This is a genomic window from Sunxiuqinia elliptica (assembly GCF_900113005.1).
In the GTDB taxonomy this organism is placed as follows: domain Bacteria; phylum Bacteroidota; class Bacteroidia; order Bacteroidales; family Prolixibacteraceae; genus Sunxiuqinia; species Sunxiuqinia elliptica.
Genome location: NZ_FONW01000015.1, coordinates 19,316 through 45,972, shown reverse-complemented (window position 1 = coordinate 45,972; position 26,657 = coordinate 19,316). Strand labels below are relative to the sequence as shown.

The window sequence follows — 26,657 nt, the reverse complement described above, 5'->3', positions numbered from 1 at the left end:
GGCTTCCATTTTTTTGTTTGAGGTTCCGCCTACTCGTTGCTCTCTGCTGGTGATCGGTGATCAGTGATCAGTGAATAGTGGTCGGCAAGTTCGTCTTCAATCTTAACGCTCTGCCCCATGCTCTTTGCCCCCTGCTGTATCAATCATCATTCAAAAATCATCAATTCTCTTGTCCGGTCTCCTTTTCCCGGTTTCCGTTCTCCTTTTAACTCTTCGCTCCCTGCCCTCTGCTCTCTGCCCTCTGCTCTCTGCCCTCTGCTCTTGGCTCTCTGCCTTATTTAATAAGAAACCGATTGATTAGTTCCTGGAATTCCTGGCGGAAGTTATTCCCGATGGGAAGTTTATTCCCGACAACTTCAAGTTGGTTTCCTTCAATGCTTTGGATTTGATCGAGGCGAACAATGAATGATTTATGAATTCGGAAAAACTGATCCGAAGGGAGTAGCTCTTCCATTTTTTTCATGGAAAGATTCGTCACCAGGTGTTTATCCTGAAGATGGATCTTGATGTAGTCGCCCAAGCCTTCGATAAAGCAGATTGATTTAAACTCAACCCGAACAGCCTTCTTATTGGCCTTTATAAAGATGTATTCGGCGTTGGTCTCTTCTTTCTGATGGATGAGTGCCAATTGTTCTTCGGCTTTCTGAATCGCTTTAAAAAAGCGTTCAAATGAAAAGGGCTTTTTCAAATAGTCGAGGATGTTGAGCTCATAGCCTTCCATGGCATAATCTGCGTAGGCGGTTGTCAGAATAACTAAAGGCGGATTGTTCAGGTTTTTCAAAAAGTCAAGCCCACTCAAGCGAGGCATGTTGACATCCAGAAACATCAAGTCAACTGGTGTTTCTTTCAACTTGGAGGTTGCTTCCAGCGCATTATTACAGGTACAAACTATTTCGAGGCCGGGAATGTCTTTGGCAAATTGCTTAATAACATTTTGTGCAAGTGGTTCGTCGTCAACAATAATTGCTTTAATCATTGGTTTGTTTTTAGCTTCAAGTTTAATGCTACGCTAAAGATAGGCTCTTTTGAGCGTATTTCTAAATGGTAATCTTCCTCTTTGTAAAGGAAGGCGAGGCGTTTTTTTGCATTCTCCAGGCCAATTCCGTGTGCTTTATCCTTGGTTGGTGGCTCTGTTGGTTCAAAGCTGTTTTCGCAGGTAAAGCGAAGCCATTCCTGGTCAATATTAATGCTGATATGAATGAAGGAATCGGGGTTAATGGATTTGCAGCCATGTTTGAACGCATTGTCAACAAAAGGTTCAAAGATCAGCGGAATGATGCGCTGATTTCCGGGATCGCCATGGAGTTCAAAACGCAGGTCAGTGTTTTCAGGAAGTCTGATGCGTTGCAGTTCGATAAAGTTTTCAATAAAACTAATTTCCTTTTTTAGGCTGATGTAGTTTTCGCGTGATTCATAAAGGACGTGTCGCATCAAATCCGACAGTTTTAAAATCATTTGCGGGGTTTTGCTCGAATTACTCAGTGCCAAGGAGTAAATGTTATTAAGCGAATTAAATAGAAAATGCGGGTTGATTTGCGCTTTTAAGGTGTTGAGTTCAGCTTCCAGCTTTTGGCGTTCTACCTTGTGGTAGCGCAGGGCGATGTCTTGCATTTCGATCCATTCGTGAACAAACTTGGCAAGCGAGGTGATTCCAACATAAAACCCGGTGGTGAAAAAGTAGGTTGAGAACAAGTGCGGCCGGTTAAAATGCTGAAGAACAAAAAACAGGCTAAGAATTAGCAAGGACGAGACCGCCATGGTAATGAGCAACCAAAATGCATAGAAAATGTAGTATTTCTTTCTAAGCAATTTGGGGATGAGCACCAGCAGGTTAATATAAACGCCAAGTGCCAGTCCTGCGTTAAGAATCAATGCCCGAAGAATATCGGTGCCTAAGTTAAAGTGATAATCGGAGGCGACATAAAAAGAAGCCAACGCAAAAGCAAGACTACTGCCCCAGAAAAGAACCTGGAGTAGCAGCTTGAAGCGTTGAAAATTCTTGATGAAGCCCATTAAATTCGGTCTTTACGTTTAATCAGCTTGTTGAAATAATATTTGATCGGATTGGAATACTTCAGTTGTTTCCAAGGACGTGAGCTGTGCGGTTTGTGAACGACCGGTAAGTTGGTGATTAGGTAATTTCTTAAGCCCAACACACGGGACTGTCTTGAAATGAACACATCGTACCAATGTTTCTCGGCGGAGAGCTCTTTAAAAGAAAATTGCTCCAGTAGCTTGGTCGTCATCAGTGTACAACAAAAACTCAGGCTGTGCGAAGTATCACAAACCGGTTCCTTCTCTCCCTTGAAATTAAGGTAAGGGAAATTCACTTCTCCAGCTTCATCGGTTGTAATGGCACCGACCATTCCGCAGGTTGACAGGCTCTGACTTAGCGCTGCCATTTGATTCAGGGTGTCGGGCTTTACAATAACATCTGACTCTACAACAACCAAGGGAATCTGAAGCTCCAGCGCTTTCTTTTGAGCCATTTGCAAAACCAGGTTGTAGTTAGGCGAAGGCGTTTGGGTGACATCTTCTAAATTAATCAACTCAAACCCATACTCTTTTTGCTTTTGCTCCAATACCGCTTTTGTTTCGGCGGTACTGAAATCATTATATACCTGGTACAAATGGTCGCCCTCTGAGCGGTGGATGGCCGAGATGGTTTCCAAAGTGGTCGTGAGCGAGTCTTTTACGGGGGTAATAACAAGTGTCTTAGGCATATTGCATGGGGTTGAAGGTTAATTCAAATTTTGAAGCAAGTTTTTCAAGATCTTCGATAACGGCTTGCTGCATCGGCACACCATCTTGCTGGCGTTCTTGGGTGAGTAGTCGTTCCGGATCACCGGGGATGAGTACTTGTGGTTGCCCTTGAACCGATTCCGCTTGGCGGAATGTGCGAATCCAATTGTCCATATGATCTTTAAATTCATCAGCTGGACGGAAAGCATCAATCCGGAATGCGCCGAAAAAATGGCCGATACCATCACCAACAGGATTGGCCGGTGGATCTAGAAAAGCGACAAACGGAGGGACCCAAGGGCCATAGTTGGCTCCGGACAATACAGCCGTAAAAATATCAACCATCGATCCCAGACAATAGCCTTTATGACTGCCGTGCTCACGATCACCTCCCAAAGGTAACATGGCACCTCCCTTTTTTAGGGCAAAGGCATCGGTTGTTGGATTACCTTCTTTATCCTGAGCCCAGCCCTGTGGAGCATCTTCTCCTTTGCGTTGAAGCACTTCCAGTTTGCCATTGGCAACTGTTGTTGTCGCCATATCCATCACAAAAGGAGGTTCCTCTTTAGCCGGAATGGCAACCGCTATTGGGTTGGTTCCCAAAAAGCGACTTTTGGAAAACGTTGGCGATACCAGCGGGCTGGCATTGGTCATTGAAATACCAATCATATCTTCTTCCAAAGCTAGCATGGCATGATAGCCGGCAATTCCATAATGGTTGGAATTCTTAACCGCAACCCATCCGCTACCAACTTGCTTGGCCTTATCCATGGCTAAGCGCATGGCATGAGGCCCGGCAACAAGCCCTAAGGCCAGGTCGGCATCAAGTACTGCGGTTGATGGTGTTTCATGAACAAGCTTTAATTGGGGAGTTGCGTTTAAGCGTTGTTTTTCCCACAGGCGAACATAGCCGCTTAGGCGGGCAACGCCATGTGAATCAACACCACGCAAATCGGCTTGGTTTAAACAATCGGCTGCCAGTTCCGCCTCGTTGGCAGGGCAGCCCATGCGTTCAAATACGTCTTGAGTAAATTGTTTTAGGTACTCTGAACTTACCTTCATTTCTTCTTTTATTTTCTGAAAATATCTCTGGCCGAGCCCTGTGCTGTAGGCATAATGAGAATGTCTGCAATGTTTACATGGGCTGGTCTTGAAAGCACAAAGTAAATACTTTCTGCAATGTCGCGGGCATTTAAAGGGGTAAAACCTTCATAAACCTGATCGGCTTTTTGCTGATCTCCCTTAAAACGAACCAGTGAGAATTCTGTTTCGAGAGCTCCCGGGCTGATGGTGCCCACCTTGATGTTATGAGGAGCCAACTCAATGCGCATGGCCTTGCTAATGGCGTTCACGGCGTGCTTGGTGGCACAGTATACTGATCCATTGGGGTAGGATTCAATTCCGGCGATGGATGAAATATTGATGATCTGTCCACTTTGTTGCTCAATCATCCAATTAGACACGATGCGTGACATATAAAGCAGGCCCTTAACATTGGTGTCAATCATGGTTTCCCAATCATCGATCGCTGCCTGGTGAACTGGATCAAGGCCAGCCGCTAAGCCGGCATTATTAATCAAGACATCAACTTTTTTCCATTCCTCGGGAAGTGCCGCTAAGGCTTGTTCCACTTCTGCCTTGTTGCGAACATCAAAGCATAAGGTGATTACTTGAGTCCCTTCTTTTTCCAGGTCCGTTTTCAATTGATCCAAGCGCTCTTTTCTCCTTCCGGTAAGAATAAGCTTGAATTGGTTCTCAGCAAGTATTTTGGCTGTCTCTAATCCGATTCCGGCAGTTGCTCCGGTAATGAATGCAATTTTTTGTTTCATGGCTGATTGGTATTTTTTCAGGGGAATTAAAATTCCCTTTTTTTTATGGAAAAATCAACTACTTGACTATTTTTGTTTTCGTTAATCGATGTAAAGAATTAAAAGTTATGGCTGAAATTGCTGAAAACAAAGAGGTGTTCTCTATTGATCAGATTGAAGAGCCCAAAGATATCAATGATATTGTTTTTAACCTAATGGTCAATCCTAATTTGGCTCCGGTTAATTACTTTAATGATTTTAGTGAAGAAGGATTTGATCTGGAAAACGTGGCTAACGGAGAGACCGATGATTCGGGGATTTTTACTGCCGACAATGGGCAGATGATGGCTATGACCACTCATGCTTTTCATCATCACCTGGAAACGGATCCGAAGACCGCAATTGAGATTTTGATTAGTCGTGCAGCCCGGCGCATGGCTTGCTATGGTGTAAAACCGGAAGCGGTGAACGCCTTCCTTTATCATATCAATATTGCTCATCCGAATGGACAGTTTATTGCTTCGGGAGCCAAACAGGGATTGGAAAATGCCTGCGATAAATTTGGCATAAAAGTGGCTGACCGGAAAATTCGCTTCGACTATTTTAGTGGGCACGGGGCAGTTACTCCAACCATCATCATCAGTATGATGGGAAGTGTGGAAGATAAAAACAAGGTGATCACCCACAAACTGAAGAATAAGGGGAATAACATTTTTGTGATCGGACAGTCTTACGATGACATTAACTCTTCGGAGTACCTGGAGTTTTATCATGAGATATTTGATTCTCCACTTCCAAAGTTTAATATCGATTTGGAGGTTCGCTTGCAAACAGCGATGAAAACGCTGGTTGATCAACAACTGATAACATCAGCAAGCCCTGTAGGAAAAGGAGGACTTTTCTTTTCGTTGCTTCGGGCAGGAATGTCGGCTGGTTATGGCTTCGATATTACAACCGATGCAGAGATTCGTCGCGATGCCTTTTTGTTTGGCGAATCCATGGGCCGTTTGATTGTGGGAGTACCTCAGGAAAAGGTGGATGACTTTGTTGATTTCATGCAAGAAACAAAGCTCCCATTCTTTACTGCAGGCCATGTGACAAAAGGGGAGATTCGAATTGATGACGAGTCGCTGGGTTATATTGATAAAATGATACCAAACGCTGAATGACAGTAGCACCATACCAAGATTCTGATAAGAACAAGAAAGAGCAAGTTGAACAGATGTTTGACAATATTGCTCCGAAATACGATTTTTTAAACCACTTTTTAAGTTTGGGCATCGATAAGCTTTGGCGGAAAAAAGCCGTACGCGTTTTAAGTACCTTTCAGCCCAAACGAATTTTAGATGTTGCTTCGGGAACAGGCGACTTTGCCATTGCGACAGCCCGATTGAAGGTTGACGAGATTGTTGGCTTCGACCTATCGGAACAAATGCTGAAGGTTGGAGAGGAAAAGGTTCGTAAGCTTGGCCTGGAGAAACTCATCAAGTTTAAAAAAGGTGATTCGGAAGCGATGCCTTTTGATAATGATGAGTTTGATGCTATTACGGTTGCCTTTGGGGTGCGGAATTTTGAACACCTGCAGAAAGGGTTGGATGAATTTTTACGCGTGTTGAGAACGGATGGGGTTGCCATTATTTTAGAGTTTTCAAAACCGCGCTATTTCCCGTTCAAACAACTTTATCGTTTTTACTTTTTCCACATTCTTCCACTTGTCGGGCGAATGGTGTCAAAAGATGCATCGGCCTATAGTTATTTGCCGGAGTCGGTGATGGCTTTCCCCGATGACCAAGTCATGCTGAAGATTCTTCGGGATACCGGTTTTCGGAAGGTTTCGCAAAAGCGATTAACTTTGGGGATTGCAACGATTTATATTGCACAGAAATAATTACAGGCATTCAAATGTTCTGTCAGACAATATTTTTCGAATATTGTGGTTTTTGATTTAGGATATTAATACAGACCAGGATCAGTGAAAAAGCTCATTAGCATTATCGCATTTTTGTATTTGTCGTTAAGTGGCTTTGCCCAAATGGAGCGGGTAAAGAACTTAACCACCTTTGATGATAAACCTTTGCACTTTGGTTTTACCATCGCTATTAATACGCTAGACTTCCACTTGGAACACTATCGTCCTTTGAGCTTGAATCCTGAAATTGATGATACTTGGCAGTCGCCCCTGTTTAATCCGGGAGAGCGGCCAGTTACTGCTCGAGATACGGTGTATGCCGATATTGCGGAACAGGTTCCTGGTTTAACGGTTGGGATTGTGACCAACTTGAGATTGGGAGAGTACTTTGATTTACGGTTTTTACCGGGACTGTCTTTTGGCGAGCGTCGCCTGACCTATAATGTCCCCGTTTATGATGTGAATGAAGGTTCTGAACCACTCGAATATTACTCCATTAAGAGTACTTACATTGACTTGCCTTTGCTGGTTAAGTACAAATCAAGCCGATTGAATAACCAACGGCCTTATCTGATTGCAGGACCTGCCTTTAGGGTCGATATCTCAAAAACGGGTAAGGAAGATTTGGTTCGTGTCAAGCGGGGCGGTTTTTATTTTGAAGCGGGTGTTGGTTGGGATACTTACCTGCGTTTTTTCCGATTGTCTACCGAGTTGAAAGTTAGTCTGGGGCTTGGCAACATGCTGAATGATGGCCCGGACGGAATGACTCAACGCCAGTATTATACCTCAGCAATTAAAAAGCTGAGTTCAAACGTATTCACTTTAAGTTTCCATTTCGAATAACATTGAAGAAAGAATTTAACATCTCCTTGACTCCTAAACAGGCGTCGGATGAACAGTTTTACCGCCCTTTAATCGCACATAAGTTGGGGGTAACTGAAGATGATATTACGGCAATTGTCGTACGTCGTAAGTCGATTGATGCTCGTCAGCGGCAAATTCGTATCAACCTGGGTGTAGCTGTTTTTGTTGGAGAGCAGCCTGAGCAGGAATCGACTGTTTACACCTATCCGGAAGTGGCGCACCGACCACCAGTAGGGATTGTTGGTGCTGGGCCGGCTGGCTTGTTTGCAGCCCTGCGATTAATCGAATTGGGGTATAAACCGATTATCTTTGAGCGCGGGAAGAATGTCCATGATCGGAAGCGGGACATTGCCAAAATTTACCGAGAGCACACGGTCGATCCCGATTCGAACTATGGTTTTGGAGAAGGTGGAGCCGGAACTTTTTCGGATGGGAAACTTTATACCCGTTCAAAAAAGCGGGGAAGTGTTAAGAAGATTTTGGAGGTGCTTGTTCAGTTTGGGGCAGATCCGCAGATCCTGATTGATGCCCATCCGCATGTGGGAACAGATAAATTGCCAGCAGTGATCCGCGGAATTCGGGAACAGATTATAGCTTCAGGAGGAGAAATTCATTTCAATAGTCGGATAGAAGAGTTGGTGTTGAAAAATGACCAATGTAAAGGAGTGAAGTTGGCTAATGGCCAACGTTACGATTTTGATGCTGTAATTCTGGCAACAGGCCATTCGGCCCGTGATATTTATGAAATGCTTTGGAAGCAGGGCGTGAATTTGGAAGCAAAGACCTTTGCAATGGGCGTTCGGGTGGAGCACCCACAAGCACTGATTGATTCTATTCAATATCATCAAGCACAGCGGGGACCTTACCTGCCAGCAGCCACCTATTCTTTTGTTGAGCAGGTTAACGATCGGGGCGTTTATTCATTTTGTATGTGCCCCGGTGGATTTATTGTTCCGGCAGCTACAGCTCCTGGCGAGTTGGTGGTTAATGGGATGTCTGCATCAAAGCGTAACTCGCCGTTTGCTAATTCCGGCTTGGTGGCCGAGGTTCGGCCGGAAGATCTGCGCGAATTTAAGCAGTACGGTGTTTTTGCCGGCCTGGAGTTTCAGAAGCATATCGAGAAACTTTGTTTCATGATGAATGGGCAAACACAGTTTGCTCCGGCTCAGCGACTGACCGATTTTGTTTCCGGGAAGCGTTCTGCTGATTTGCCTGAGAGCTCTTATCGCCCGGGCCTAATTAGTTCTCCTTTGCATGAGAAACTTCCTAAGCGTGTTGCAAGCCGGTTAAGGGAAGGGATTCGGCAAATTGATCGGAAAGCCCACGGATTTCTTTCAGGTGAAGGCATTGCGGTGGGGGTGGAATCCCGTACTTCTTCTCCGGTGCGAATTCCGCGTGATGAAACCAATTTGCAGCACATTCGCATCAAAGGTTTATATCCTTGTGGTGAGGGGGCTGGCTATGCCGGTGGAATCGCTTCTTCGGCTATTGACGGGGAGCGATGTGCAGAAGCGGTAGCCTTGGCAATTGGAGATTAAAGACCCAAAAGGCAAAGGCAAAAATTTTCAGATGCTCAGACTAGAAGGATTATCTTTCAACGATGATTTTAAGAATTAAAGTAGAACTAGTTGATTTGGCTTTATTTTGGTTTATCCAAACCAGCTTTTTGCTTGGTGGAGCTTTGGAGAAGTAGAAATGAACTGTTTTTTTGCTTGGACAGCCTTTGGATAAATTAAAATGCGGCGTTTTCTTGGTTGGATGACCTTTGGAGTTTTGTCCAAAGCCTATTTTGTTGAAAAAATGACCTTTGGCAAATAGTCAAAGGCTGATTTTTACATTGCGCTGCTTTTGGAGTTTTTCTTCTGGGAAAGAGGAGACTGGTAGAAGAAGGCAAAAGACGGATTTTCAGATAGTCGGATTTTCAGATGCTCAGGCTAGAAGGATTGATGATTGATCTCGAACTCCAAAATTTCTGTCATTCAACCCTTCTAATATTCTAACCTTCCAACCTTCTAATCTTCCAACCTTCTAATCTTCCAAAGCCCTTCGCTTAAACTCGGAGCAACAAATAGCTGTAGCAGTAGCTACGTTCAACGATTCGGAACCATTGCCAAAAGCAAATGAGGGAATATGAATTTTCTGGTTGATTTTGTTTGCAACCGAATTTGAAATACCTTTTCCTTCATTTCCCATAACCAGAATCCCTGCAGGGGCAAGTGTTGCCTGGTATATGTTTTCGCCTTCTAAAAAAGTTCCGTAAACAGGTAGCTGCTCGTTAGCAGCCTGGGTAATGAGATCTTCTAAATTGATGTAGTGTAGCTGTACTCTGAAGATTGCTCCCATGCTGGCTTGGATCACTTTAGGGTTGTAACAATCAACCGTATTATCCGAGCAAAAAATATGACGAATTCCAAACCAGTCAGCCATTCTGATAATGGTCCCCAAATTCCCTGGATCCTGAATGAAATCCAACGCTAAAGCCAGCTCTTGGGGCAGTTGTTGGGGAATAAAGTCCGACTTATTTTGACTAATGACAGCGATGGCTTGCTGCGGTGCTTGTTGAAGACTCGCCTTTTTTAGCTCGTCCAACCCGCAGATCACACATTCTTCAGCTACATTCCGAGGGATTTGGTTGGCTTCAAAAAAATCGGGTGTTCCAATCAGGAGCTTAATAGTGAGCTTATTTTCAATGGCTTCTAGTACAATCTTACTTCCTTCAACAAGGTAAACCTGTTCTTGCTCGCGTATCTTTTTACGATTAAGCGATTGGATGAACTTTATTTTATTTTTACTTAGCATGATGATTGGCAAACAATTTGTAAAAATAAAAAGCCTAATCGATTTGTTTGCGTCCGATAGTGTTTATTTTTGTGAAAACTACTAGAAACAAGAGAGCAATGAGCAAGAGAAAACTGGTTAATTACTTGATAGGTCTGTTATTGGCAGGCGTATTGTATTCTTGCTCATCTACCCGCTTTGTCCCGGAAGGGAAATACCTGCTGAATGATACCGATGTTGAGATCGACAATAAGTTGGTGAATAAGGAAGAGTTGCAAGCGCAAATTCGTCAAAAGGAGAACCTGAAGATCCTGGGGGTTACGAAATTTCACTTGGGCTTGTATAATTTATCATCAAAAAAGAAGGAGAAAGGATGGTTTAAGCGAATTGGCGAGGCTCCGGTTGTTTATGATGAGTATATGACTGAGCGATCGAAGCAGCAGTTGAAACTCTATTTGAAAAACAAAGGCTATTATGATGCGCATATCGAAGAAGAGTTGACGGTACGCGTACGAAAACGCAAGGTTGATTTAATCTATCGTATCGAAACAGGGAAGCCTTATCGCATTCGGAACTATTCATACCATATACAGGACAAAACGCTTGAACCTTTAATTATGGGCGATTCAACCAAGCAATTAATCCGTAGTGGTTCTGTTTTTGATGTGGATGTTCTGAATGCTGAACGAAGTCGGATTGCTAACCATCTGAGAAATCATGGCTATTATAATTTTACAAAAGATTACATCACCTATCAGGCCGATAGTAGTTTAAGGGGAGCCGAAAAGCAAGTGGATTTGGTGGTCGAGGTGTCTGATCGGGATTTGGAGAGTGAGCAAGACTCGGTTTTACCTCATAAGAAGTACGTCGTCCGCAATTATCATATCATTCCCGATTTTGTTCCGGCCCCATTGGTAACTCCTGAACTACTGGCAAAAAACGATACCTTGCAGGACGCGCCTTATACCTTTACTTTTCGGGATAAGTTGAAATACAAGCCAGAGTTATTTTATAACATTAACCGGATTGGCGATAGTACTTACTATTCTTTAAGTAATGTCGAGAAAACATACCGTTCGTTGATTCAGCTGCGGCAGTTTCGGGTGGTCAACCTTAACTTTGAAGAGGCTGATTCGGTAATTGATGAGCGTACAGGTATTCTTGATTGTAACTTTCAACTAACGGCACTTCCCCGTCAAGGATTTTCAGTAGACGTAGAAGGGACAAACTCTTCAGGGAATCTTGGAGTCGCTGGTAACTTGAATTATCAACATCGAAATGTTTTTCGGGGAGCTGAAATATTTAACCTAAATTTAAAAGGGGCCATTGAGCGTCAGCAACGATTATTCAGTGATGATAAGCTGGATTTTAATACCCGCGAGTTTGGCTTGGAAGGCTCCTTAACTATTCCGAAGTTTTTGAGTCCGCTAAAGAGTCCACGCTTGTTTAATTACCAGGTTCCGCAGACGAGCCTGACGTTGGGTTTTAACTACCAGCGTAGACCTGATTATACGCGGACAATCACCAACTTTCGCTTTGGGTACAACTGGAAATCCTCGACAGAACGAACTCATTTTCTGAATTTGGTTGACTTTAACTACGTCAATTTATATGAGTTTAATGATGAGTTCATTAATTCAATCAAGGACCTATACATTAAAAGTAGTTTTACAGACCACCTTATTTTTGCCTTGAATTACACCCAGGTAAACAACAATCAAAACCTGAAGAAAAGAGCCAATTACCGCTATTGGAAATGGTCGTTTGAATCGGCTGGTAATTTGTTGTCAGCTTATACCGGCTTGGTGAATCATGAAAAGGCTGTGGTAACCGATACGGTGACTGGACAGACATCGAGCTATCATAAGATTTTGGGAACGCGCTTTGCGCAATACTTAAAGGCAGACTTCGAATACCGCTATGGTTATATGATTGATAAATACAATTCATTGGTCGGACGTGCGTTTGTCGGAGTCGGTTTGCCTTATGGTAATTTTGATGTCTTGCCTTTTGAGAAAAAGTATTTTACAGGGGGAGCCAACGGGATTAGAGCCTGGCAGGTTCGTTCATTGGGCCCGGGGACTTATAAGGCACAAACAGGAGCATATCCTAACCAGTCGTCAGACATTAAACTGGAAGCCAACCTGGAGTATCGTTACCGTTTCTTTTGGCGGATTGAAGGGGCTTTCTTTCTGGATGCAGGAAATATTTGGGCCATCAATAATAAGGATAACCGTCCCGGGGCTCAATTCCGGATTGACGAATTTTATAAGCAAATTGCAATTGGTACCGGAACAGGCTTGCGATTTGATTTTACCTACTTTGTTTTTCGGCTCGACTTGGGAATGAAATTGCGCGACCCATCACTGGATCCTGGTAAGCGATTTATTATTGGGAATTATCCGATTAACAAAGACCATTTTGCTTTAAGCTTTGCAATTGGGTATCCGTTTTAACTTCCATTTAATACAACGGCTCACTTTTTTTGCTTTTTTATTCGTAAATTTGCAGCCGATCAAAGATTTAGAATCCGAACAATTTAATCTCGTATAAATTTTTAATACATAGAAGCTATGAGCGAAAAACTTTTTGATAACATCAAGCCAGGTGTTGTAACTGGTGAGGATGTGCAATACATTTTTAAAGTTGCTAAAGAAAATCAATTTGCATTACCAGCTGTTAACGTAACAACTTCAAGTTCAGTTAACGCGGTTATCGAAGCTGCAAAAGTTGTTGACTCTCCTGTAATTGTTCAATTCTCTAACGGAGGAGCTCAATTCTATGCCGGTAAAGGCTTGAAATTAGAAGGACAACAAGCTCAGGTTGCTGGTGCTGTTGCTGGAGCAAAATCAATTCACATGTTGGCTGAAGCTTACGGAGTGAAAGTAATTTTGCACACTGACCACGCCGCAAAAAAATTGTTGCCTTGGATTGATGGATTGCTTGACGCTGGTGAAAAACACTTTGCTGAAACAGGAAAACCTTTGTTTTCTTCTCACATGCTTGACTTGTCAGAAGAACCATTGGAAGAAAACATCGCTATTTGCAAAGAATACTTGGCTCGCATGAGCAAAATTGGTATGACTTTGGAAATTGAATTGGGTGTAACTGGTGGTGAAGAAGATGGTGTTGATAACACTGATGTTGACAATTCATTGCTTTATACTCAACCAGAAGAAGTAGCTTACGCATACGAAGAATTGAGCAAAATCAGCCCTAACTTCACAATTGCTGCTTCATTCGGAAACGTACATGGTGTTTACAAGCCAGGTAACGTTAAATTGACTCCGAAAATTTTGGATGATTCTCAAAAATTCATCGCAGAAAAATACAACACTGCAGATGCTAAGCCTGTAGACTTTGTTTTCCACGGTGGATCAGGTTCTTCTTTGGAAGAAATTCGTGAAGCAATTTCTTATGGTGTTATTAAAATGAATATCGATACCGATACGCAGTGGGCATATTGGGAAGGCGTTCGTGCATTCGAAGCTGCTAACCATGACTACCTGCAAGGACAAATTGGTAACCCAGAAGGTGACGAAAAACCAAATAAAAAATTCTACGATCCACGTGTTTGGATTCGTAAAGCAGAAGAAGCAATGATTGCTCGTTTGAAAGTAGCATTCGAAGACTTGAACTGCATTGGCAAAAACTAATTTTTGACCATACAATAAATCGAAGGCTCTCCTGAAAAGGAGGGCCTTTTTTTGTGCTTGCTTTTAAAGGGATAATTTGATGAAAAAGAAAATATTTGCATTTTTACGCCGAAAAAGTAAAAAAATATAAGAAAACATAACCTTTAATTACTGATTTAAAACAAAAAGTATGTCAGGAGTACCCGCTAGTCGTGATTCGTTTGGAAGTAGGTTTGGTGTGATTGCAGCTACGGCTGGTTCCGCCATTGGTTTAGGTAATATTTGGCGGTTTCCGTATGTGGTCGGAGAAAACGGGGGAGGAGCATTCCTCATTGTATACCTGGCTTTTGTTGTTGCCATTGGTTTGCCGGTGATGATGTCTGAGTTTGTTATTGGCCGTAGTTCGCAGCGAAATGCTTTTGGGGCATTCAAGTTTTTGGCTCCCGGAAAACCATGGTCCGTTGTTGGAATTATGGGGGTTGCTGCTGCTTTTATGATTTTAGCTTTCTATACAGCTGTTGCCGGTTGGACTCTTGAATATATTTACCAGTCGTTTACAAATGGCTTTGCCGGGAAAAATGCCACTGAGCTGACAACCATGTTTAATGACTTCCGAAGTGGGAGTTCAAGGCCGTTATTGTGGTTTTTTGTCTTTATGGGATTAACTGCATTAATCATCGTGTCGGGCGTAAAAAATGGGATTGAAAAATATACGAAGATTTTGATGCCCATTTTGTTTGTGATTTTGATTGTTTTGTGCATTCGGTCGCTAACCTTGGATGGTGCTGCTGGAGGAATGGAGTTTTTGTTTAAACCGGATTTCTCGAAACTAACAGCTTCCACGATTTTGGAGGCCTTAGGGCAAGCTTTTTTTTCATTAAGTATCGGAATGGGAACGCTGATAACCTATTCTTCTTACATTCAGAAAAAGGAGAACCTTGGAAGTGCCGCTTTGTCGGTTGCTTTTACTGATACCTTAATTGCAGTATTGGCTGGTGTCGCTATTTTTCCTGCGGTGTTTGCGTTTGGAATTGAGCCAGGTTCGGGCGAGGGCTTGGTGTACATTACACTGCCCAATATCTTTCAACAGATGACCGGGGGATATTTCTTCTCAATATTGTTTTTTTTACTGCTTGGGGTTGCTGCACTTACCTCTACGATTTCGGTGCTGGAGGTTATTGTAGCCTACTTTGTTGAAGAATTCCGGGTGAGTCGAAAGAAGGCAACTTGGCTCGCAGCAGCATCGGTTTCTGTATTGGGTTTTATGTGTGCGTTATCTTGGGGGCCAATGAAAGATGTGAGCATTTGGGGAAAGAATGTGTTCGAGCTTCTTGATTTTACTTCTGCCAATATCTTATTGCCACTGGGAGGCTTGCTTATTGTTTTGTTTGTTGGGTGGTACCTGGGGCGTAAAAAAACGGAAATGGAATTATCGAATGATGGAGACTTGAAATTATGGTACATCACTCCATTCATGTTGATCGTAAAATTTATTGCTCCTTTTGCTATCGCGATGGTGTTTTTGCAGCAAATAGGCTTGCTAAGTTTCTAGTTGTCTCTTTCCTAATTGGCAGATAAGAATAATTTTAATAAATAAAGTGTTAACTTTATGAACCCAAATTCATTAAGATGCGGTTTCGTAATGTTATACGTGAGTATTTTACCTTCACTCGTAATGAGCGCTTGGGAATTATTGTCTTGCTTGTTCTTATTGGTTTGGGCATTGCTGCCAATCAGCTTGTTTTTTATTTCGAGAAACCCGCAAAGATTGATCCAGATGAGTTGGATGAGCTAATGCTGGTGTTGGACAAAAGGCGGAAGGACGAACAAAGAGCAAAGGGCGTGCTTTTTACTTTTGATCCAAATACGATCGATAGTCTAGCGCTGGATAGTTTGAAACTTCCTCTCAGAATAAAGCGAAACCTGTTAAAGTATCGGGATAAAGGAGGACGCTTTTATAAGGCTGCAGACTTTGGCAAGCTCTATGGAGTGACGGATTCCATTTATGCTCAATTTGAGCCTTATATCGTTGTTGAAAAGACATTTTCGCATAAGAAAGTTCCGAAGGAAATAACTCGGGAGAAAGATGTGTTGTCTGATAAGTCAAAGAAGCGATACCAAGCTCCTGTTCATCATGAAAAGGAGATGCCTGATTTGATCGAGCTCAACCTTGCAACACCAGAAGAGCTTGTTATACTTTATGGGATAGGCGAGGTGTTGTCTAAGCGAATTGTCAAGTATCGGAATTTGTTGGGAGGATTTGCCAGCTTGGAACAGTTGAATGAAGTTTATGGCTTAAAACCGGAAACTATTAAAAAGATTCTTCCGTATCTGGAACTAGACACTAGCTTGGTTGCGCAAATTAATATCAATTTTGCAGAAACAAAAGAACTGGCCCGTCATCCTTACATTACTTGGGATATGGCCAGAGCATTGGTTGACTTTCGTTCAGCGAACGGATTTATTCATGATCTTCAGCTTGTACGTTTAAATGGCTTGATTAATGATCAGGATTTTCGAAGAATTTCCCCTTATTTGAAAACTAAAGAATAGCTGTAGACGTTAATTTATTGAGTATTTTGAGATAATAATGAATAGAAGAGTTAAATTTTATGAGATAAATTTGATTAGTACTGTAGAATTCATAAATTTGCGGCTCGAAATTTAAACAGCTTAAAATAAAATAATATGATCGTTATTCCTGTTAAAGAAGGCGAAAATATCGAAAGAGCCCTTAAGAGATTCAAAAGAAAGTTTGAAAAAACTGGCGTGATTAAAGAGTTACGTGGAAGACAAGCCTATACTAAGCCTTCTGTAGAAAGAAGAGCAGAGATAAAAAAGGCTATCTATATTGAACAAATGCAACGCGAAGAAGACTAAATTATTTTTAGCCTGATTCCCTGTTGCATCTTTAAATGATGTTTTTAAATGTCCTATCGGGAATCATTTCTAAAATATTTGAAATTCGAGAAAAGGTGTTCTAAGAACACTTTGGTAGCATACAGTAAAGACCTCGATCAGTTTGAAGAGTTTGTTTTCAAAACGGTCGGGGATTTTGATGTTAAGCAGGTAGATACAAAACTGATTCGAACTTGGGTGGTTGCCTTGGTGAATGATGGTAATACATCTAAAACAGTAACACGAAAAATTACATCCTTAAAGTCGTGCTATAAATACCTGCTTCGGCAGGAAGTGGTTCCGCTGAGTCCGGTTGATGGAGTAATTACTCCAAAGATTCCAAAGAAGCTTCCGGTATTTGTTGATGAAAATAGTTTGCATCACCTGTTGGATGATGGTTATTTTCAAAAAGATTTTGAAGGGGTGAGGGATAAATTAATCCTTAGCCTGTTTTACGGAACAGGAATTCGTCTTTCAGAGTTGATTCATCTAACCCGAAGTCAGGTTTATTTAAGGGAACACTTGATTAAAGTGTTGGGTAAAAACAATAAAGAACGTATTGTTCCATATCCTCGAAGCTTGAATTCTTTATTTGAAGCGTATTTTCAAATTAGAGATGCCGAGTTTGGAGTGACTTCTCCGTACATTTTTTTGACTCAAAAAGGAAAAAAGGTGTATGAAAAATTAGTTTATCGCGTAGTGAAAAAGTATCTTGCGTTAGTAACAACATTGGAGAAAAAAAGCCCGCATGTATTGAGACATAGCTTTGCTACGCATCTATTAAATCATGGGGCCGACTTAAATGCCGTGAAAGAATTGTTGGGACATAGTAATCTTGCTGCAACGCAAGTTTATACCCATACAAGCACGGATAAACTTCAAAGCATTTATAAACAAGCTCATCCAAGAGCCTAAATTAAGAGGAGGAAAAATTATGAACATTAATGTGAATGCGGTTCATTTTACACCAGATCAAAAATTGGTAACCTTTGCCAATAAGAAAATAAATAAACTGGATACTTTTTTTGAGGGAATTATTTCAGCCGAAGTAACATTAAAAGTATTGAAGCCAGAAACTGCCGAAAACAAGTTAGCTGAGATTAAACTTTCGATTCCATCAAACGGATATTTGTTCGCTAAAAAAGAAGCCGACTCATTTGAAGAAGCTATTGATTTAGCTACTGACGCGATTCGTCGACAGTTAACTAAGTTCAAGGAGAAACTGAAGGAAAAATAATTGCAAAAAAAAGATTTTTTTTTGTGGATTAATTGAAAATATTTATACATTTGCAAACCCTTTTCGGACAAGTCCTTGATTAATCAAGGCTTGCAGCGGTTTGGTCGCAATGAGCAGGTTTTATTGGGGTGGTCGCAGAAGGGAAAAGAGGTTTTGAAAATGTTGCCGAATTAGCTCAGTTGGCCAGAGCACGTGATTTGTAATCTCGGGGTCCTCAGTTCGAATCTGAGATTCGGCTCAAAATAAAAGTTCTTTAGAAATATTGTTGGGGAGATACCAAAGTGGCCAACTGGGGCAGACTGTAAATCTGCTGTCTTATGACTTCGTAGGTTCGAATCCTGCTCTCCCCACGGTGAAGATAAATTTGCGGGAGTAGCTCAGCTGATAGAGCATTAGCCTTCCAAGCTAAGGGTCGCGGGTTTGAATCCCGTCTCCCGCTCAACTTTAAAAAAATGATTACTAATTTAGTAGTCATTTTTTTGGACTGTAAGATCGAAAAGGCCGGGGTAGCTCAGGGGTAGAGCGCATCCTTGGTAAGGATGAGGTCACGAGTTCAATTCTCGTCCTCGGCTCTAAAGATAAATTAATAGAAAAGAAAATTAATAATTACGAGTTATGGCTAAAGAACATTTTAACAGGGATAAAGACCATGTGAACATTGGTACTATCGGCCACGTTGACCACGGTAAAACTACCCTGACAGCTGCTATTACTACAGTATTAGCAAAACATGGACACTCTGAAGTGAAATCATTCGATTCTATCGACAGTGCTCCAGAAGAAAAAGAGCGTGGTATTACTATTAATACTGCTCACGTTGAGTACCAAACAGCTACGCGTCACTACGCGCACGTTGACTGTCCTGGTCACGCGGATTACGTTAAAAACATGGTAACTGGTGCTGCTCAGATGGACGGTGCTATTATTGTAGTAGCTGCTACTGATGGTCCTATGCCTCAAACACGCGAACACATCTTGTTGGCTCGTCAGGTAAACGTACCTAAACTGGTTGTTTTCATGAACAAAGTTGACATGGTGGAAGATCCAGAATTGTTAGAGCTTGTTGAAATGGAAATTCGTGAATTGTTGGATTTCTACGAATTCGATGGTGATAACGCTCCTGTAATTCAAGGTTCTGCACTTGGTGCATTGAACGGAGAACCAGAGTGGGAAGCAAAAGTGATGGAATTGATGGAAGCTTGTGATACTTGGATTCCACTTCCTCCACGTGATATTGACAAGCCATTCTTGATGCCTGTTGAAGATGTATTCTCTATTACTGGTCGTGGTACAGTTGCAACTGGTCGTATCGAAACTGGTGTTGTTCACACAGGTGATGAGCTTCAGTTGATTGGTTTAGGTGCTGAAGGTCGTAAGACTGTATGTACTGGTGTTGAGATGTTCCGTAAGATCTTAGATGATGGTCAAGCTGGAGACAACGTTGGTTTGTTGCTTCGTGGTGTTGACAAAAAAGAGATCAAGCGTGGTCAAATTTTGGCTAAGCCAGGTTCAATCACTCCTCACACGAAATTCAAAGCTGAGGTTTACGTATTGAAAAAAGAAGAAGGTGGACGTCACACTCCATTCCATAACAAATACCGTCCTCAGTTCTACTTGCGTACGCTTGACGTAACTGGTGAGATTACTTTGGAAGAAGGACGTGAAATGGTAATGCCAGGTGATAACGTTACCATCACTGTTAACTTGATTTACCCTGTAGCCTTGAATACTGGTCTACGTTTTGCAATCCGCGAAGGTGGACGTACAGTAGGTGCTGGACAGGTAACTGAAATTCTTGAATAGTACAAGAAACTAAATAATAAGAAGTCCCGAGCCCCGAGGTTCGGGACTCTTTTCGGATGAAACTCAAAAGGGAGTTTTTATGTGTTTAATAAAGCAGGTTCGATTTCCTGCCGTCCGAGCAACTAAAAAAAACACACAAAAATGAAACTTAAAATCTATTTCGAAGAGGCTTATAATGAGCTTGTTCATAAAGTTTCTTGGCCAACTTGGAAAGAGTTGCAGAATAGTGCATTTATCGTGATGGTTGCTTCCTTTATTATAGCACTTATTGTATTCTTAATGGATATCTCTTTTGAGACCATTATGAACTTTGTGTACAGTTTATTTTACTAATACGATTGGAGATCGACATGAGCGAAATTGTAAAGAAGTGGTATGTTCTTAGGACTATTGGAGGAAAAGAGAAGAAGGTAAAAGAATATATCGAAAGCGAAATTGCAAATGCTGGACTTCAAGAGTACGTTTCACAGGTTTTGATTCCAACGGAAAAGGTGTATCAAATTCGTAACGGGAAAAAAGTAAGCAAAGAGCGTAACTTCTTCCCCGGTTATCTTTTGATCGAAGCTGCTCTGGTAGGTGAGATTCCACACATGTTGAAAAATATTACCAACGTGATCGGATTCTTAGGTGACACCAAAGGAGGAGATCCTGTTCCTATGCGCCAGTCTGAAGTTAATCGTATCTTAGGTAGGGTTGATGAAATGGCCGAAAACGATGAGGAAATTAACATTCCTTACGTGGTTGGAGAAACAGTGAAAGTTACTGACGGTCCTTTTAATGGATTCAACGGAATCATTGAGGAAATCAATGAGGAGAAGAAGAAGTTGAAAGTGATGGTCAAAATTTTTGGACGTAAAACACCCTTGGAACTTAGCTTTATGCAAGTTGAAAAGGAGTAGTTAAATTTTTATTGATTTTATTATGGCTAAAGAAGTTGCTGGATTAATTAAGTTACAAATTAAGGGGGGTGCAGCTAACCCTTCACCTCCGGTAGGACCAGCATTAGGTGCCAAAGGGGTTAATATTATGCAGTTCTGCAAGCAGTTTAACGGCCGGACACAAGAGTTGGCTGGTAAGGTGCTTCCAGTAATCATTACTGTATATGCAGATAAATCGTTTGATTTTGTAATTAAACAACCCCCAGTAGCCGTTCAATTGCTTGAAGCCGCTAAAGTGAAATCAGGATCAGCTGAGCCACACGTAAAAAAAGTGGCTAAAGTAAGCTGGGATCAGGTTAAACAGATTGCTGAATCAAAAATGTCTGACTTGAACTGTTTCACCGTGGAATCTGCTATGAAAATGGTTGCTGGTACTGCCAGAAGTATGGGAATTAACGTAACAGGTGAATTTCCATCTAATAACTAATTAAAATTTTTAAAATGGGCAGAATTACAAAAAATAGAAAGCTTGCTCAGGAAAAACTCGAAAAAGATAAGGTCTATTCATTAGAAGAAGCTGCTTCTTTGTTGAAAGAAATTACTTTCACAAAATTTGACGCTTCGATTGATATAGACGTTCGTCTTGGAGTTGACCCGAGAAAAGCTAATCAGATGGTTAGAGGCGTTGTATCTTTACCCCATGGAACTGGGAAAGAAGTTCGCGTACTTGCTTTGGTAACTCCCGACAAAGAAGCGGAAGCGAAAGAAGCAGGTGCTGACTACGTTGGTTTGGACGATATGATCGACAAAATCAAAGGTGGTTGGACTGATTTTGACGTTGTGATTACAATGCCACCAGTTATGGGAAAAGTTGGCCCGTTAGGTCGGGTTTTAGGTCCCAGAGGCTTGATGCCAAACCCAAAAAGCGGAACCGTGACTATGGAAGTAGGCAAAGCTGTTGCTGAAGTTAAACAAGGTAAAATTGATTTTAAAGTTGATAAATTCGGAATCGTTCACACATCAATCGGTAAAGTATCATTTACTGCTGATAAGATCGTTGAGAACGCCCAAGAGTTTATGAGCACAATCAACAAACTGAAACCGACTGCAGCAAAAGGTACTTACGTTAAAAGTATTTACCTGTCAAGCACAATGAGTCCTGGAATTCAAGTTGAACCTAAGTCAGTTACTGACTAGTAAAATATTGCAAGATGAAAAGATCAGAAAAATTAGCGATTATTGATAATCTGACTGAACAGATCAACTCTTACAATCATTTTTACCTAGCCGACATTGCTGACCTGAATGCAGAAGACTCAAGTAGTTTAAGGCGCCTATGTTTTACTAAAGATGTAAAGCTGGTTGTAGTTAAGAATACACTATTGCGTAAAGCTTTGGAAAATTCAGAAAAGAATACTGAAGAGCTTTACGAAACTCTCAAGGGTAATACTTCCATCATGTTTTGTGAAGTTGGAAATACCCCTGCTAAAGTGATTAAGCAGTTCACTAAAGAACACGACAAGCCTGTTTTAAAAGCAGCGTATGTTGAAGAATCAGTTTATGTGGGTGAAAACCAATTGGATGTGTTAGCCACAATCAAGTCTAAGGACGAATTACTTGGCGATTTGGTTGCCCTGTTACAATCACCAATGAAAACAGTTGTTGGTCAATTGCAATCAGGTGGAAACAAAATCCATGGTATCCTTCAGACACTTTCAGAAAAAGAATAAATTTAGTTACAATTTTATAGCATAAAAATTAGAGAAAATGGCAGATTTAAAAGCACTTGCAGAAGAGTTAGTAAACTTGACTGTAAAAGACGTCAATGAATTAGCTGACATTTTAAAAGAAGAATATGGAATCGAGCCTGCAGCTGCTGCTGTAGCTGTTGCTGGACCTGCTGCCGCTGGTGGTGAAGAAGGTGGTGCTGCTGAGCAAACTGAATTCGATGTAATCTTGAAATCAGCTGGTGGTTCAAAATTAGCAGTTGTTAAGTTGGTTAAAGAATTGACTGGATTAGGTCTTAAAGAAGCAAAAGAAGTTGTTGACGGAGCACCTAAAGCCATCAAAGAAAAAGTTTCTAAAGACGAAGCAGAAGCGTTGAAAACTCAGTTAGAAGAAGCTGGAGCTGAAGTTGAACTTAAATAAGAGACTTAAGACCTTTATGAATGGTCTGTAGTGGTTTAGAACCTCACTTACGTGGGGTTCTAAGCCTTTTTGTATATTTACGTATTAAGTTCACTTAATCTTGTTGATACATGTCGTTAAATACTGAAAATCAGAGAATTAGTTTCTCGTCCACAAAAACTAAATTTGATTATCCTGATTTCCTGGAGGTTCAAGTTAAATCGTTTATCGATTTCTTTCAGATGGCTACCATGCCGGAAAATAGAAAGAGCGAAGGCTTGTACAAGGTTTTTGAAGAGAACTTCCCAATCACGGATACTCGAAATAACTTCGTTTTAGAATTTCTTGATTACCAGGTTGACCCGCCGAGGTACTCGATAGAAGAATGTATCGAACGAGGTTTAACCTTTAGCGTACCGCTTAAGGCAAAATTAAAATTGTACTGTACAGATCCCGAGCACGAAGATTTCGACACGGTTATTCAGGATGTTTATCTGGGAACCGTTCCTTATATGACTGAAAGGGGAACTTTCGTGATTAACGGAGCAGAGCGCGTTGTCGTTTCTCAGCTACACCGTTCGCCAGGGGTTTTCTTCGGACAAAGTTTGCACGCTAATGGTACTAAACTTTATTCGGCACGTATTATCCCGTTCAAAGGGTCATGGATCGAATTCGCGACAGACATCAATTCTGTCATGTTTGCTTATATCGACCGTAAAAAGAAATTACCTGTAACAACCTTGTTGCGGGCCATCGGATACGAAAGCGACAAAGATATTTTAGAAATCTTTGGACTGGCTGATGAAATTAAAGTATCCAAATCCGGATTGAAGAAAGTTGTAGGAAGAAGGCTTGCTGCCCGTGTTTTGAAAACCTGGGTAGAAGATTTTGTTGATGAGGACACCGGAGAAGTTGTTTCAATTGAACGAAACGAAGTGATCATCGACCGTGAAACGGTGATTGAAAATGATCATATTGAAGAAATTCTGGATTCAGGAGCAAAAACAATCTTGCTACATAAGGAAGACCAGAATTTGCAAGATTTTGCCATCATATATAATACGCTTCAAAAAGACCCGTGTAACTCGGAAAAAGAAGCCGTATTGCACATTTATCGTCAGTTGCGGAATGCTGAACCGCCAGATGAGGCTACAGCCCGTGACGTAATTGATAAATTGTTCTTCTCCGAAAAGCGTTACGACTTAGGAGAAGTAGGACGTTACCGTATCAACAAGAAGTTAGGCCTGAATATTGACATGGATACGCAGGTACTAACGAAAGAAGATATTATTGAAATCATCAAGTATTTGATTCAGTTGGTGAATGCCAAAACGGATGTTGATGATATTGACCACTTGAGTAACCGTCGTGTTCGTACAGTTGGTGAACAGATGTTTAACCAATTTGGTGTTGGTTTAGCACGTATGGCACGGACGATTCGTGAACGAATGAATGTTCGGGACAATGAGGTGTTTACGCCGATTGATTTGATTAACTCAAAAACATTGTCATCGGTTATTAATTCATTCTTTGGAACCAACGCGCTTTCGCAATTTATGGACCAAACCAACCCCTTGGCTGAGATGACGCACAAACGTCGTATGTCAGCATTAGGACCAGGAGGTTTGTCTCGTGAGCGTGCCGGTTTCGAGGTTCGTGACGTTCACTTTACTCACTACGGACGTTTATGTCCGATTGAAACACCGGAAGGACCAAACATTGGTTTGATTTCTTCATTGTGTGTTTTCGCCAAGGTTACTGATCTTGGATTTATCGCTACACCATACCGAAAAGTTGTTAACGGACAGGTTGACCTGTCGGAAGACGGCGTTGTATACCTGACCGCAGAGGAAGAAGAAGGAAAGATTATCGCTCAGGCGAATGCGCCAATTGATGACGAAGGTTACTTCGTAAATCAAAAGGTAAAAGCTCGTTTGGAAGGTGACTATCCTGTTGTTGAACGGGAAGAAGTTGAGTTGATGGACGTTGGCCCTAACCAGATTGCTTCTGTTGCGGCTTCTTTGATTACCTTCCTGGAGCATGATGATGCTAACCGCGCATTGATGGGATCTAATATGATGCGTCAGGCGGTTCCATTGTTACGTCCAGAAGCTCCGATTGTAGGAACTGGATTGGAAGGAAGCGCAGCTCGTGATTCACGCGTTTTGTTCTCAGCTACTGGAGAAGGTGTAATTGACTATGTTGATGCTAAAGAAGTAATTGTTCGGTACGACATGACGGATGATGAGAAGTTTGTAAACTTCAATCCTGAAGTTGTTTCTTACAAATTACCAAAATATCAGAAAACCAACCAAGGTACTGTCCTTGATTTGAAACCAATTGTTGTGAAAGGACAGCGGGTTGAAAAAGGGCAGGTGTTGACTGAAGGGTATGCAACAGAGGGAGGAGAACTTGCTCTGGGACGTAACCTGAAAGTTGCCTTCATGCCTTGGCAGGGATATAACTACGAGGATGCGATTGTGATTTCTGAGCGCGTTGTGCGTGAAGATATCTTCACTTCAATTCACGTTGATGAGTATTCATTGGAAGTGCGTGATACCAAGCGAGGAGTTGAAGAGTTCACTTCAGATATTCCTAACGTAAGCGAGGAAGCTACACGTAACTTGGATGAAGCTGGTTTGATTCGCGTTGGTGCGAATGTGAAGCCGGGCGACATCATGATCGGTAAGATTACTCCTAAGGGAGAATCGGATCCTTCTCCGGAAGAAAAGTTGTTGCGTGCAATCTTTGGGGATAAAGCTGGTGATGTAAAAGATGCATCGTTGAAAGCTTCTCCATCCTTGAAGGGGGTTGTTATCGATAAGAAGCTTTTCTCTCGTGTAGTAAAAGATAAGAAAGGGAAATTAGCTACGAAGCCATTGCTCGACCAGATCGATGAAGAATTGGATCGCGCTGTAACTGGCTTACGTGCTAAATTGGAAGATAAGTTGTTCTCATTGGTGAACGGGAAAACCAGTCAGGGAGTAAAAGACTACTACGGTGGCGATATTATTCCTAAAGGTGTTAAGTTTACATTGAAGCAATTGCAAGAGATTGATTACTTAACCGTTAATCCAAGTAAGTGGACAACTGATCAAGCTAAAAATGAGCTGATCTTTAAGTTGGTAGTCAACTATATCCAGAAATATAAAGAACATGAAGCCGTTGCTCGTCGTAAACGTTACAATGTAACGATTGGAGATGAGCTACCTGCAGGAATTATTCAATTGGCTAAAGTATACGTTGCGAAGAAACGTAAACTTCAAATTGGAGATAAGATGGCAGGTCGTCACGGTAACAAAGGTATTGTTTCGCGTATTGTACGTGATGAAGATATGCCTTTCTTGCCAGATGGAACACCGGTTGATATTGTGTTGAACCCACTGGGGGTACCTTCGAGGATGAACCTTGGACAGATTTATGAAACTGTTTTAGGATGGGCCGGAAAAGAATTGGGATTGAAATTTGCAACGCCAATTTTCGATGGAGCAACTCTTGAAGAAGTAACAGAATATACTGAAAAAGCAGGTGTGCCAGCATACGGTAAAGCAACTCTTCACGATGGAGAAACAGGTGAACCATTTGATCAACCAGCAACAGTGGGTATTATCTACATGTTGAAACTGGGACACATGGTTGAAGATAAAATGCACGCCCGTTCGATCGGACCATACTCTTTGATTACCCAGCAGCCTCTTGGAGGTAAAGCACAGTTTGGTGGTCAGCGTTTTGGTGAGATGGAAGTTTGGGCACTTGAAGCATTTGGTGCATCGCATATTCTTCAGGAAATTCTGACAGTGAAGTCTGACGACGTGCTGGGTCGTGCTAAAGCATACGAATCAATTGTTAAAGGTGAGCCGATGCCACAGGCAGGTATTCCTGAATCATTGAATGTACTGCTCCACGAATTACGCGGATTGGGATTAAGTGTGACATTGGATTAAGACCAGTGGCTTTTCCTTTCCTTTTATTAACTTG

25 protein-coding genes and 4 tRNA genes are annotated in these 26,657 nt (G+C 41.7%); 23 read left to right on the top strand and 6 right to left on the bottom strand.

Features of this window, described 5'->3' with window-relative positions; genetic code table 11:
* Positions 1-274: 274 nt before the first annotated feature.
* Genes BM156_RS18925 through BM156_RS18905 form a run of 5 tightly spaced genes read right to left on the bottom strand, consistent with a single transcriptional unit; the run spans position 275 to position 4,571 of the window.
* Positions 275-976 carry a LytR/AlgR family response regulator transcription factor gene (locus BM156_RS18925; RefSeq protein WP_093921476.1) on the bottom strand — a complete coding sequence of 234 codons (702 nt, stop codon included), beginning with the start codon at positions 974-976 and terminating at the stop codon, positions 275-277.
* The gene (locus BM156_RS18920; protein WP_093921475.1) at positions 973-2,013 is read right to left on the bottom strand and encodes a sensor histidine kinase; all 1,041 of its coding nucleotides are present in this window, start codon (positions 2,011-2,013) and stop codon (positions 973-975) included. The genes BM156_RS18925 and BM156_RS18920 overlap by 4 nt, the downstream gene beginning before the upstream one ends.
* Positions 2,013-2,723 (bottom strand): glycosyltransferase, encoded by a 711-nt coding sequence (locus tag BM156_RS18915; RefSeq protein WP_093921474.1) that lies wholly within the window; start codon positions 2,721-2,723, stop codon positions 2,013-2,015. Before BM156_RS18915 ends, BM156_RS18920 begins: the two co-directional genes overlap by 1 nt.
* Positions 2,716-3,804, bottom strand: a complete 1,089-nt coding sequence (locus BM156_RS18910; RefSeq protein WP_093921473.1) for an Ldh family oxidoreductase — start codon at positions 3,802-3,804, stop codon at positions 2,716-2,718. Before BM156_RS18910 ends, BM156_RS18915 begins: the two co-directional genes overlap by 8 nt.
* Positions 3,805-3,812: 8 nt before the next feature.
* Complete coding sequence (locus tag BM156_RS18905) at positions 3,813-4,571, bottom strand: SDR family oxidoreductase (RefSeq protein ID WP_093921472.1); 759 nt, start codon at positions 4,569-4,571, stop codon at positions 3,813-3,815.
* A 107-nt stretch (positions 4,572-4,678) separates the two neighbouring features.
* On the opposite strand from BM156_RS18905, the gene BM156_RS18900 reads away from it, so the two are divergent.
* The 4 genes from BM156_RS18900 to BM156_RS18885 all read left to right on the top strand — a co-directional run bounded on the left by BM156_RS18900 (position 4,679) and on the right by BM156_RS18885 (position 8,861).
* Entirely contained in the window at positions 4,679-5,719 is a 1,041-nt protein-coding gene (locus BM156_RS18900) for an AIR synthase-related protein (RefSeq protein ID WP_166642878.1), read from the top strand.
* Positions 5,716-6,438, top strand: coding sequence for a bifunctional demethylmenaquinone methyltransferase/2-methoxy-6-polyprenyl-1,4-benzoquinol methylase UbiE (gene ubiE, locus BM156_RS18895; protein WP_093921470.1), 723 nt, complete (start codon positions 5,716-5,718; stop codon positions 6,436-6,438). Before BM156_RS18900 ends, ubiE begins: the two co-directional genes overlap by 4 nt.
* Positions 6,439-6,522: 84 nt before the next feature.
* Positions 6,523-7,302: a type IX secretion/gliding motility protein PorT/SprT gene (porT, locus tag BM156_RS18890; RefSeq protein WP_139218335.1), complete on the top strand. Its 780-nt coding sequence runs from the start codon at positions 6,523-6,525 to the stop codon at positions 7,300-7,302.
* A gap of 2 nt (positions 7,303-7,304) precedes the next feature.
* A complete protein-coding gene (locus BM156_RS18885) occupies positions 7,305-8,861 on the top strand; it encodes an NAD(P)/FAD-dependent oxidoreductase (protein ID WP_093921468.1) in 1,557 nt (518 codons plus the stop codon).
* 490 nt (positions 8,862-9,351) lie between these two features.
* Here BM156_RS18885 and BM156_RS18880 read toward each other — a convergent pair whose 3' ends face one another.
* Positions 9,352-10,122, bottom strand: coding sequence for an RNA methyltransferase (locus BM156_RS18880; protein WP_093921467.1), 771 nt, complete (start codon positions 10,120-10,122; stop codon positions 9,352-9,354).
* A 98-nt stretch (positions 10,123-10,220) separates the two neighbouring features.
* Here BM156_RS18880 and tamL point away from each other — a divergent pair, with 98 nt between their 5' ends.
* The 19 genes from tamL to rpoB all read left to right on the top strand — a co-directional run bounded on the left by tamL (position 10,221) and on the right by rpoB (position 26,623).
* Positions 10,221-12,557 carry a translocation and assembly module lipoprotein TamL gene (tamL, locus tag BM156_RS18875; protein WP_093921466.1) on the top strand — a complete coding sequence of 779 codons (2,337 nt, stop codon included), beginning with the start codon at positions 10,221-10,223 and terminating at the stop codon, positions 12,555-12,557.
* Positions 12,558-12,674: 117 nt separating this feature from the next.
* On the top strand, positions 12,675-13,757 hold the full coding sequence (gene fbaA / locus BM156_RS18870) for a class II fructose-bisphosphate aldolase (protein ID WP_093921465.1): 1,083 nt from the start codon (positions 12,675-12,677) through the stop codon (positions 13,755-13,757).
* 169 nt (positions 13,758-13,926) lie between these two features.
* On the top strand, positions 13,927-15,288 hold the full coding sequence (locus BM156_RS18865) for a sodium-dependent transporter (RefSeq protein WP_093921464.1): 1,362 nt from the start codon (positions 13,927-13,929) through the stop codon (positions 15,286-15,288).
* 77 nt (positions 15,289-15,365) lie between these two features.
* Positions 15,366-16,289 carry a ComEA family DNA-binding protein gene (locus BM156_RS18860; RefSeq protein WP_093921463.1) on the top strand — a complete coding sequence of 308 codons (924 nt, stop codon included), beginning with the start codon at positions 15,366-15,368 and terminating at the stop codon, positions 16,287-16,289.
* Between the two features lie 135 nt (positions 16,290-16,424).
* A complete protein-coding gene (rpsU, locus tag BM156_RS18855; protein ID WP_093921462.1) occupies positions 16,425-16,616 on the top strand; it encodes a 30S ribosomal protein S21 in 192 nt (63 codons plus the stop codon).
* Between the two features lie 48 nt (positions 16,617-16,664).
* The gene (locus BM156_RS18850) at positions 16,665-17,549 is read left to right on the top strand and encodes a tyrosine-type recombinase/integrase (protein WP_093921461.1); all 885 of its coding nucleotides are present in this window, start codon (positions 16,665-16,667) and stop codon (positions 17,547-17,549) included.
* A 19-nt stretch (positions 17,550-17,568) separates the two neighbouring features.
* On the top strand, positions 17,569-17,871 hold the full coding sequence (hpf, locus tag BM156_RS18845; RefSeq protein ID WP_093921460.1) for a ribosome hibernation-promoting factor, HPF/YfiA family: 303 nt from the start codon (positions 17,569-17,571) through the stop codon (positions 17,869-17,871).
* Between the two features lie 164 nt (positions 17,872-18,035).
* Positions 18,036-18,109: transfer RNA gene (locus BM156_RS18840), tRNA-Thr, on the top strand.
* A 29-nt stretch (positions 18,110-18,138) separates the two neighbouring features.
* Positions 18,139-18,221, top strand: a tRNA-Tyr gene (locus tag BM156_RS18835).
* A 16-nt stretch (positions 18,222-18,237) separates the two neighbouring features.
* A tRNA-Gly gene (locus tag BM156_RS18830) sits at positions 18,238-18,310 on the top strand.
* 61 nt (positions 18,311-18,371) lie between these two features.
* A tRNA-Thr gene (locus BM156_RS18825) sits at positions 18,372-18,443 on the top strand.
* A 43-nt stretch (positions 18,444-18,486) separates the two neighbouring features.
* Positions 18,487-19,674: an elongation factor Tu gene (tuf, locus tag BM156_RS18820; protein WP_093921459.1), complete on the top strand. Its 1,188-nt coding sequence runs from the start codon at positions 18,487-18,489 to the stop codon at positions 19,672-19,674.
* A gap of 141 nt (positions 19,675-19,815) precedes the next feature.
* Entirely contained in the window at positions 19,816-20,007 is a 192-nt protein-coding gene (secE, locus tag BM156_RS18815; RefSeq protein WP_093921458.1) for a preprotein translocase subunit SecE, read from the top strand.
* A gap of 17 nt (positions 20,008-20,024) precedes the next feature.
* The gene (nusG, locus tag BM156_RS18810) at positions 20,025-20,573 is read left to right on the top strand and encodes a transcription termination/antitermination protein NusG (protein WP_093921457.1); all 549 of its coding nucleotides are present in this window, start codon (positions 20,025-20,027) and stop codon (positions 20,571-20,573) included.
* Positions 20,574-20,595: 22 nt separating this feature from the next.
* Entirely contained in the window at positions 20,596-21,039 is a 444-nt protein-coding gene (gene rplK, locus BM156_RS18805; protein ID WP_093921456.1) for a 50S ribosomal protein L11, read from the top strand.
* A gap of 14 nt (positions 21,040-21,053) precedes the next feature.
* Positions 21,054-21,749 carry a 50S ribosomal protein L1 gene (rplA, locus tag BM156_RS18800; RefSeq protein WP_093921455.1) on the top strand — a complete coding sequence of 232 codons (696 nt, stop codon included), beginning with the start codon at positions 21,054-21,056 and terminating at the stop codon, positions 21,747-21,749.
* 14 nt (positions 21,750-21,763) lie between these two features.
* Positions 21,764-22,282: a 50S ribosomal protein L10 gene (rplJ, locus tag BM156_RS18795; protein ID WP_093921454.1), complete on the top strand. Its 519-nt coding sequence runs from the start codon at positions 21,764-21,766 to the stop codon at positions 22,280-22,282.
* Positions 22,283-22,319: 37 nt separating this feature from the next.
* On the top strand, positions 22,320-22,700 hold the full coding sequence (gene rplL / locus BM156_RS18790; RefSeq protein ID WP_093921453.1) for a 50S ribosomal protein L7/L12: 381 nt from the start codon (positions 22,320-22,322) through the stop codon (positions 22,698-22,700).
* Positions 22,701-22,810: 110 nt separating this feature from the next.
* A complete protein-coding gene (rpoB, locus tag BM156_RS18785) occupies positions 22,811-26,623 on the top strand; it encodes a DNA-directed RNA polymerase subunit beta (RefSeq protein WP_093921452.1) in 3,813 nt (1,270 codons plus the stop codon).
* Positions 26,624-26,657 lie beyond the last annotated feature (34 nt).

Bases quoted from the DNA above. Each gene is read 5' to 3' on its own strand.
- BM156_RS18925 (WP_093921476.1), bottom strand. From the start codon at position 976: ATGATTAAAGCAATTATTGTTGACGACGAACCACTTGCACAAAATGTT.
- BM156_RS18920 (WP_093921475.1), bottom strand. From the start codon at position 2,013: ATGGGCTTCATCAAGAATTTTCAACGCTTCAAGCTGCTACTCCAGGTT.
- BM156_RS18915 (WP_093921474.1), bottom strand. From the start codon at position 2,723: ATGCCTAAGACACTTGTTATTACCCCCGTAAAAGACTCGCTCACGACC.
- BM156_RS18910 (WP_093921473.1), bottom strand. From the start codon at position 3,804: ATGAAGGTAAGTTCAGAGTACCTAAAACAATTTACTCAAGACGTATTT.
- BM156_RS18905 (WP_093921472.1), bottom strand. From the start codon at position 4,571: ATGAAACAAAAAATTGCATTCATTACCGGAGCAACTGCCGGAATCGGA.
- BM156_RS18900 (WP_166642878.1), top strand. From the start codon at position 4,679: ATGGCTGAAATTGCTGAAAACAAAGAGGTGTTCTCTATTGATCAGATT.
- ubiE (WP_093921470.1), top strand. From the start codon at position 5,716: ATGACAGTAGCACCATACCAAGATTCTGATAAGAACAAGAAAGAGCAA.
- BM156_RS18880 (WP_093921467.1), bottom strand. From the start codon at position 10,122: ATGCTAAGTAAAAATAAAATAAAGTTCATCCAATCGCTTAATCGTAAA.
- tamL (WP_093921466.1), top strand. From the start codon at position 10,221: ATGAGCAAGAGAAAACTGGTTAATTACTTGATAGGTCTGTTATTGGCA.
- fbaA (WP_093921465.1), top strand. From the start codon at position 12,675: ATGAGCGAAAAACTTTTTGATAACATCAAGCCAGGTGTTGTAACTGGT.
- BM156_RS18865 (WP_093921464.1), top strand. From the start codon at position 13,927: ATGTCAGGAGTACCCGCTAGTCGTGATTCGTTTGGAAGTAGGTTTGGT.
- BM156_RS18860 (WP_093921463.1), top strand. From the start codon at position 15,366: ATGCGGTTTCGTAATGTTATACGTGAGTATTTTACCTTCACTCGTAAT.
- rpsU (WP_093921462.1), top strand. From the start codon at position 16,425: ATGATCGTTATTCCTGTTAAAGAAGGCGAAAATATCGAAAGAGCCCTT.
- BM156_RS18850 (WP_093921461.1), top strand. From the start codon at position 16,665: ATGTCCTATCGGGAATCATTTCTAAAATATTTGAAATTCGAGAAAAGG.
- hpf (WP_093921460.1), top strand. From the start codon at position 17,569: ATGAACATTAATGTGAATGCGGTTCATTTTACACCAGATCAAAAATTG.
- tuf (WP_093921459.1), top strand. From the start codon at position 18,487: ATGGCTAAAGAACATTTTAACAGGGATAAAGACCATGTGAACATTGGT.
- secE (WP_093921458.1), top strand. From the start codon at position 19,816: ATGAAACTTAAAATCTATTTCGAAGAGGCTTATAATGAGCTTGTTCAT.
- nusG (WP_093921457.1), top strand. From the start codon at position 20,025: ATGAGCGAAATTGTAAAGAAGTGGTATGTTCTTAGGACTATTGGAGGA.
- rplK (WP_093921456.1), top strand. From the start codon at position 20,596: ATGGCTAAAGAAGTTGCTGGATTAATTAAGTTACAAATTAAGGGGGGT.
- rplA (WP_093921455.1), top strand. From the start codon at position 21,054: ATGGGCAGAATTACAAAAAATAGAAAGCTTGCTCAGGAAAAACTCGAA.
- rplJ (WP_093921454.1), top strand. From the start codon at position 21,764: ATGAAAAGATCAGAAAAATTAGCGATTATTGATAATCTGACTGAACAG.
- rplL (WP_093921453.1), top strand. From the start codon at position 22,320: ATGGCAGATTTAAAAGCACTTGCAGAAGAGTTAGTAAACTTGACTGTA.
- rpoB (WP_093921452.1), top strand. From the start codon at position 22,811: ATGTCGTTAAATACTGAAAATCAGAGAATTAGTTTCTCGTCCACAAAA.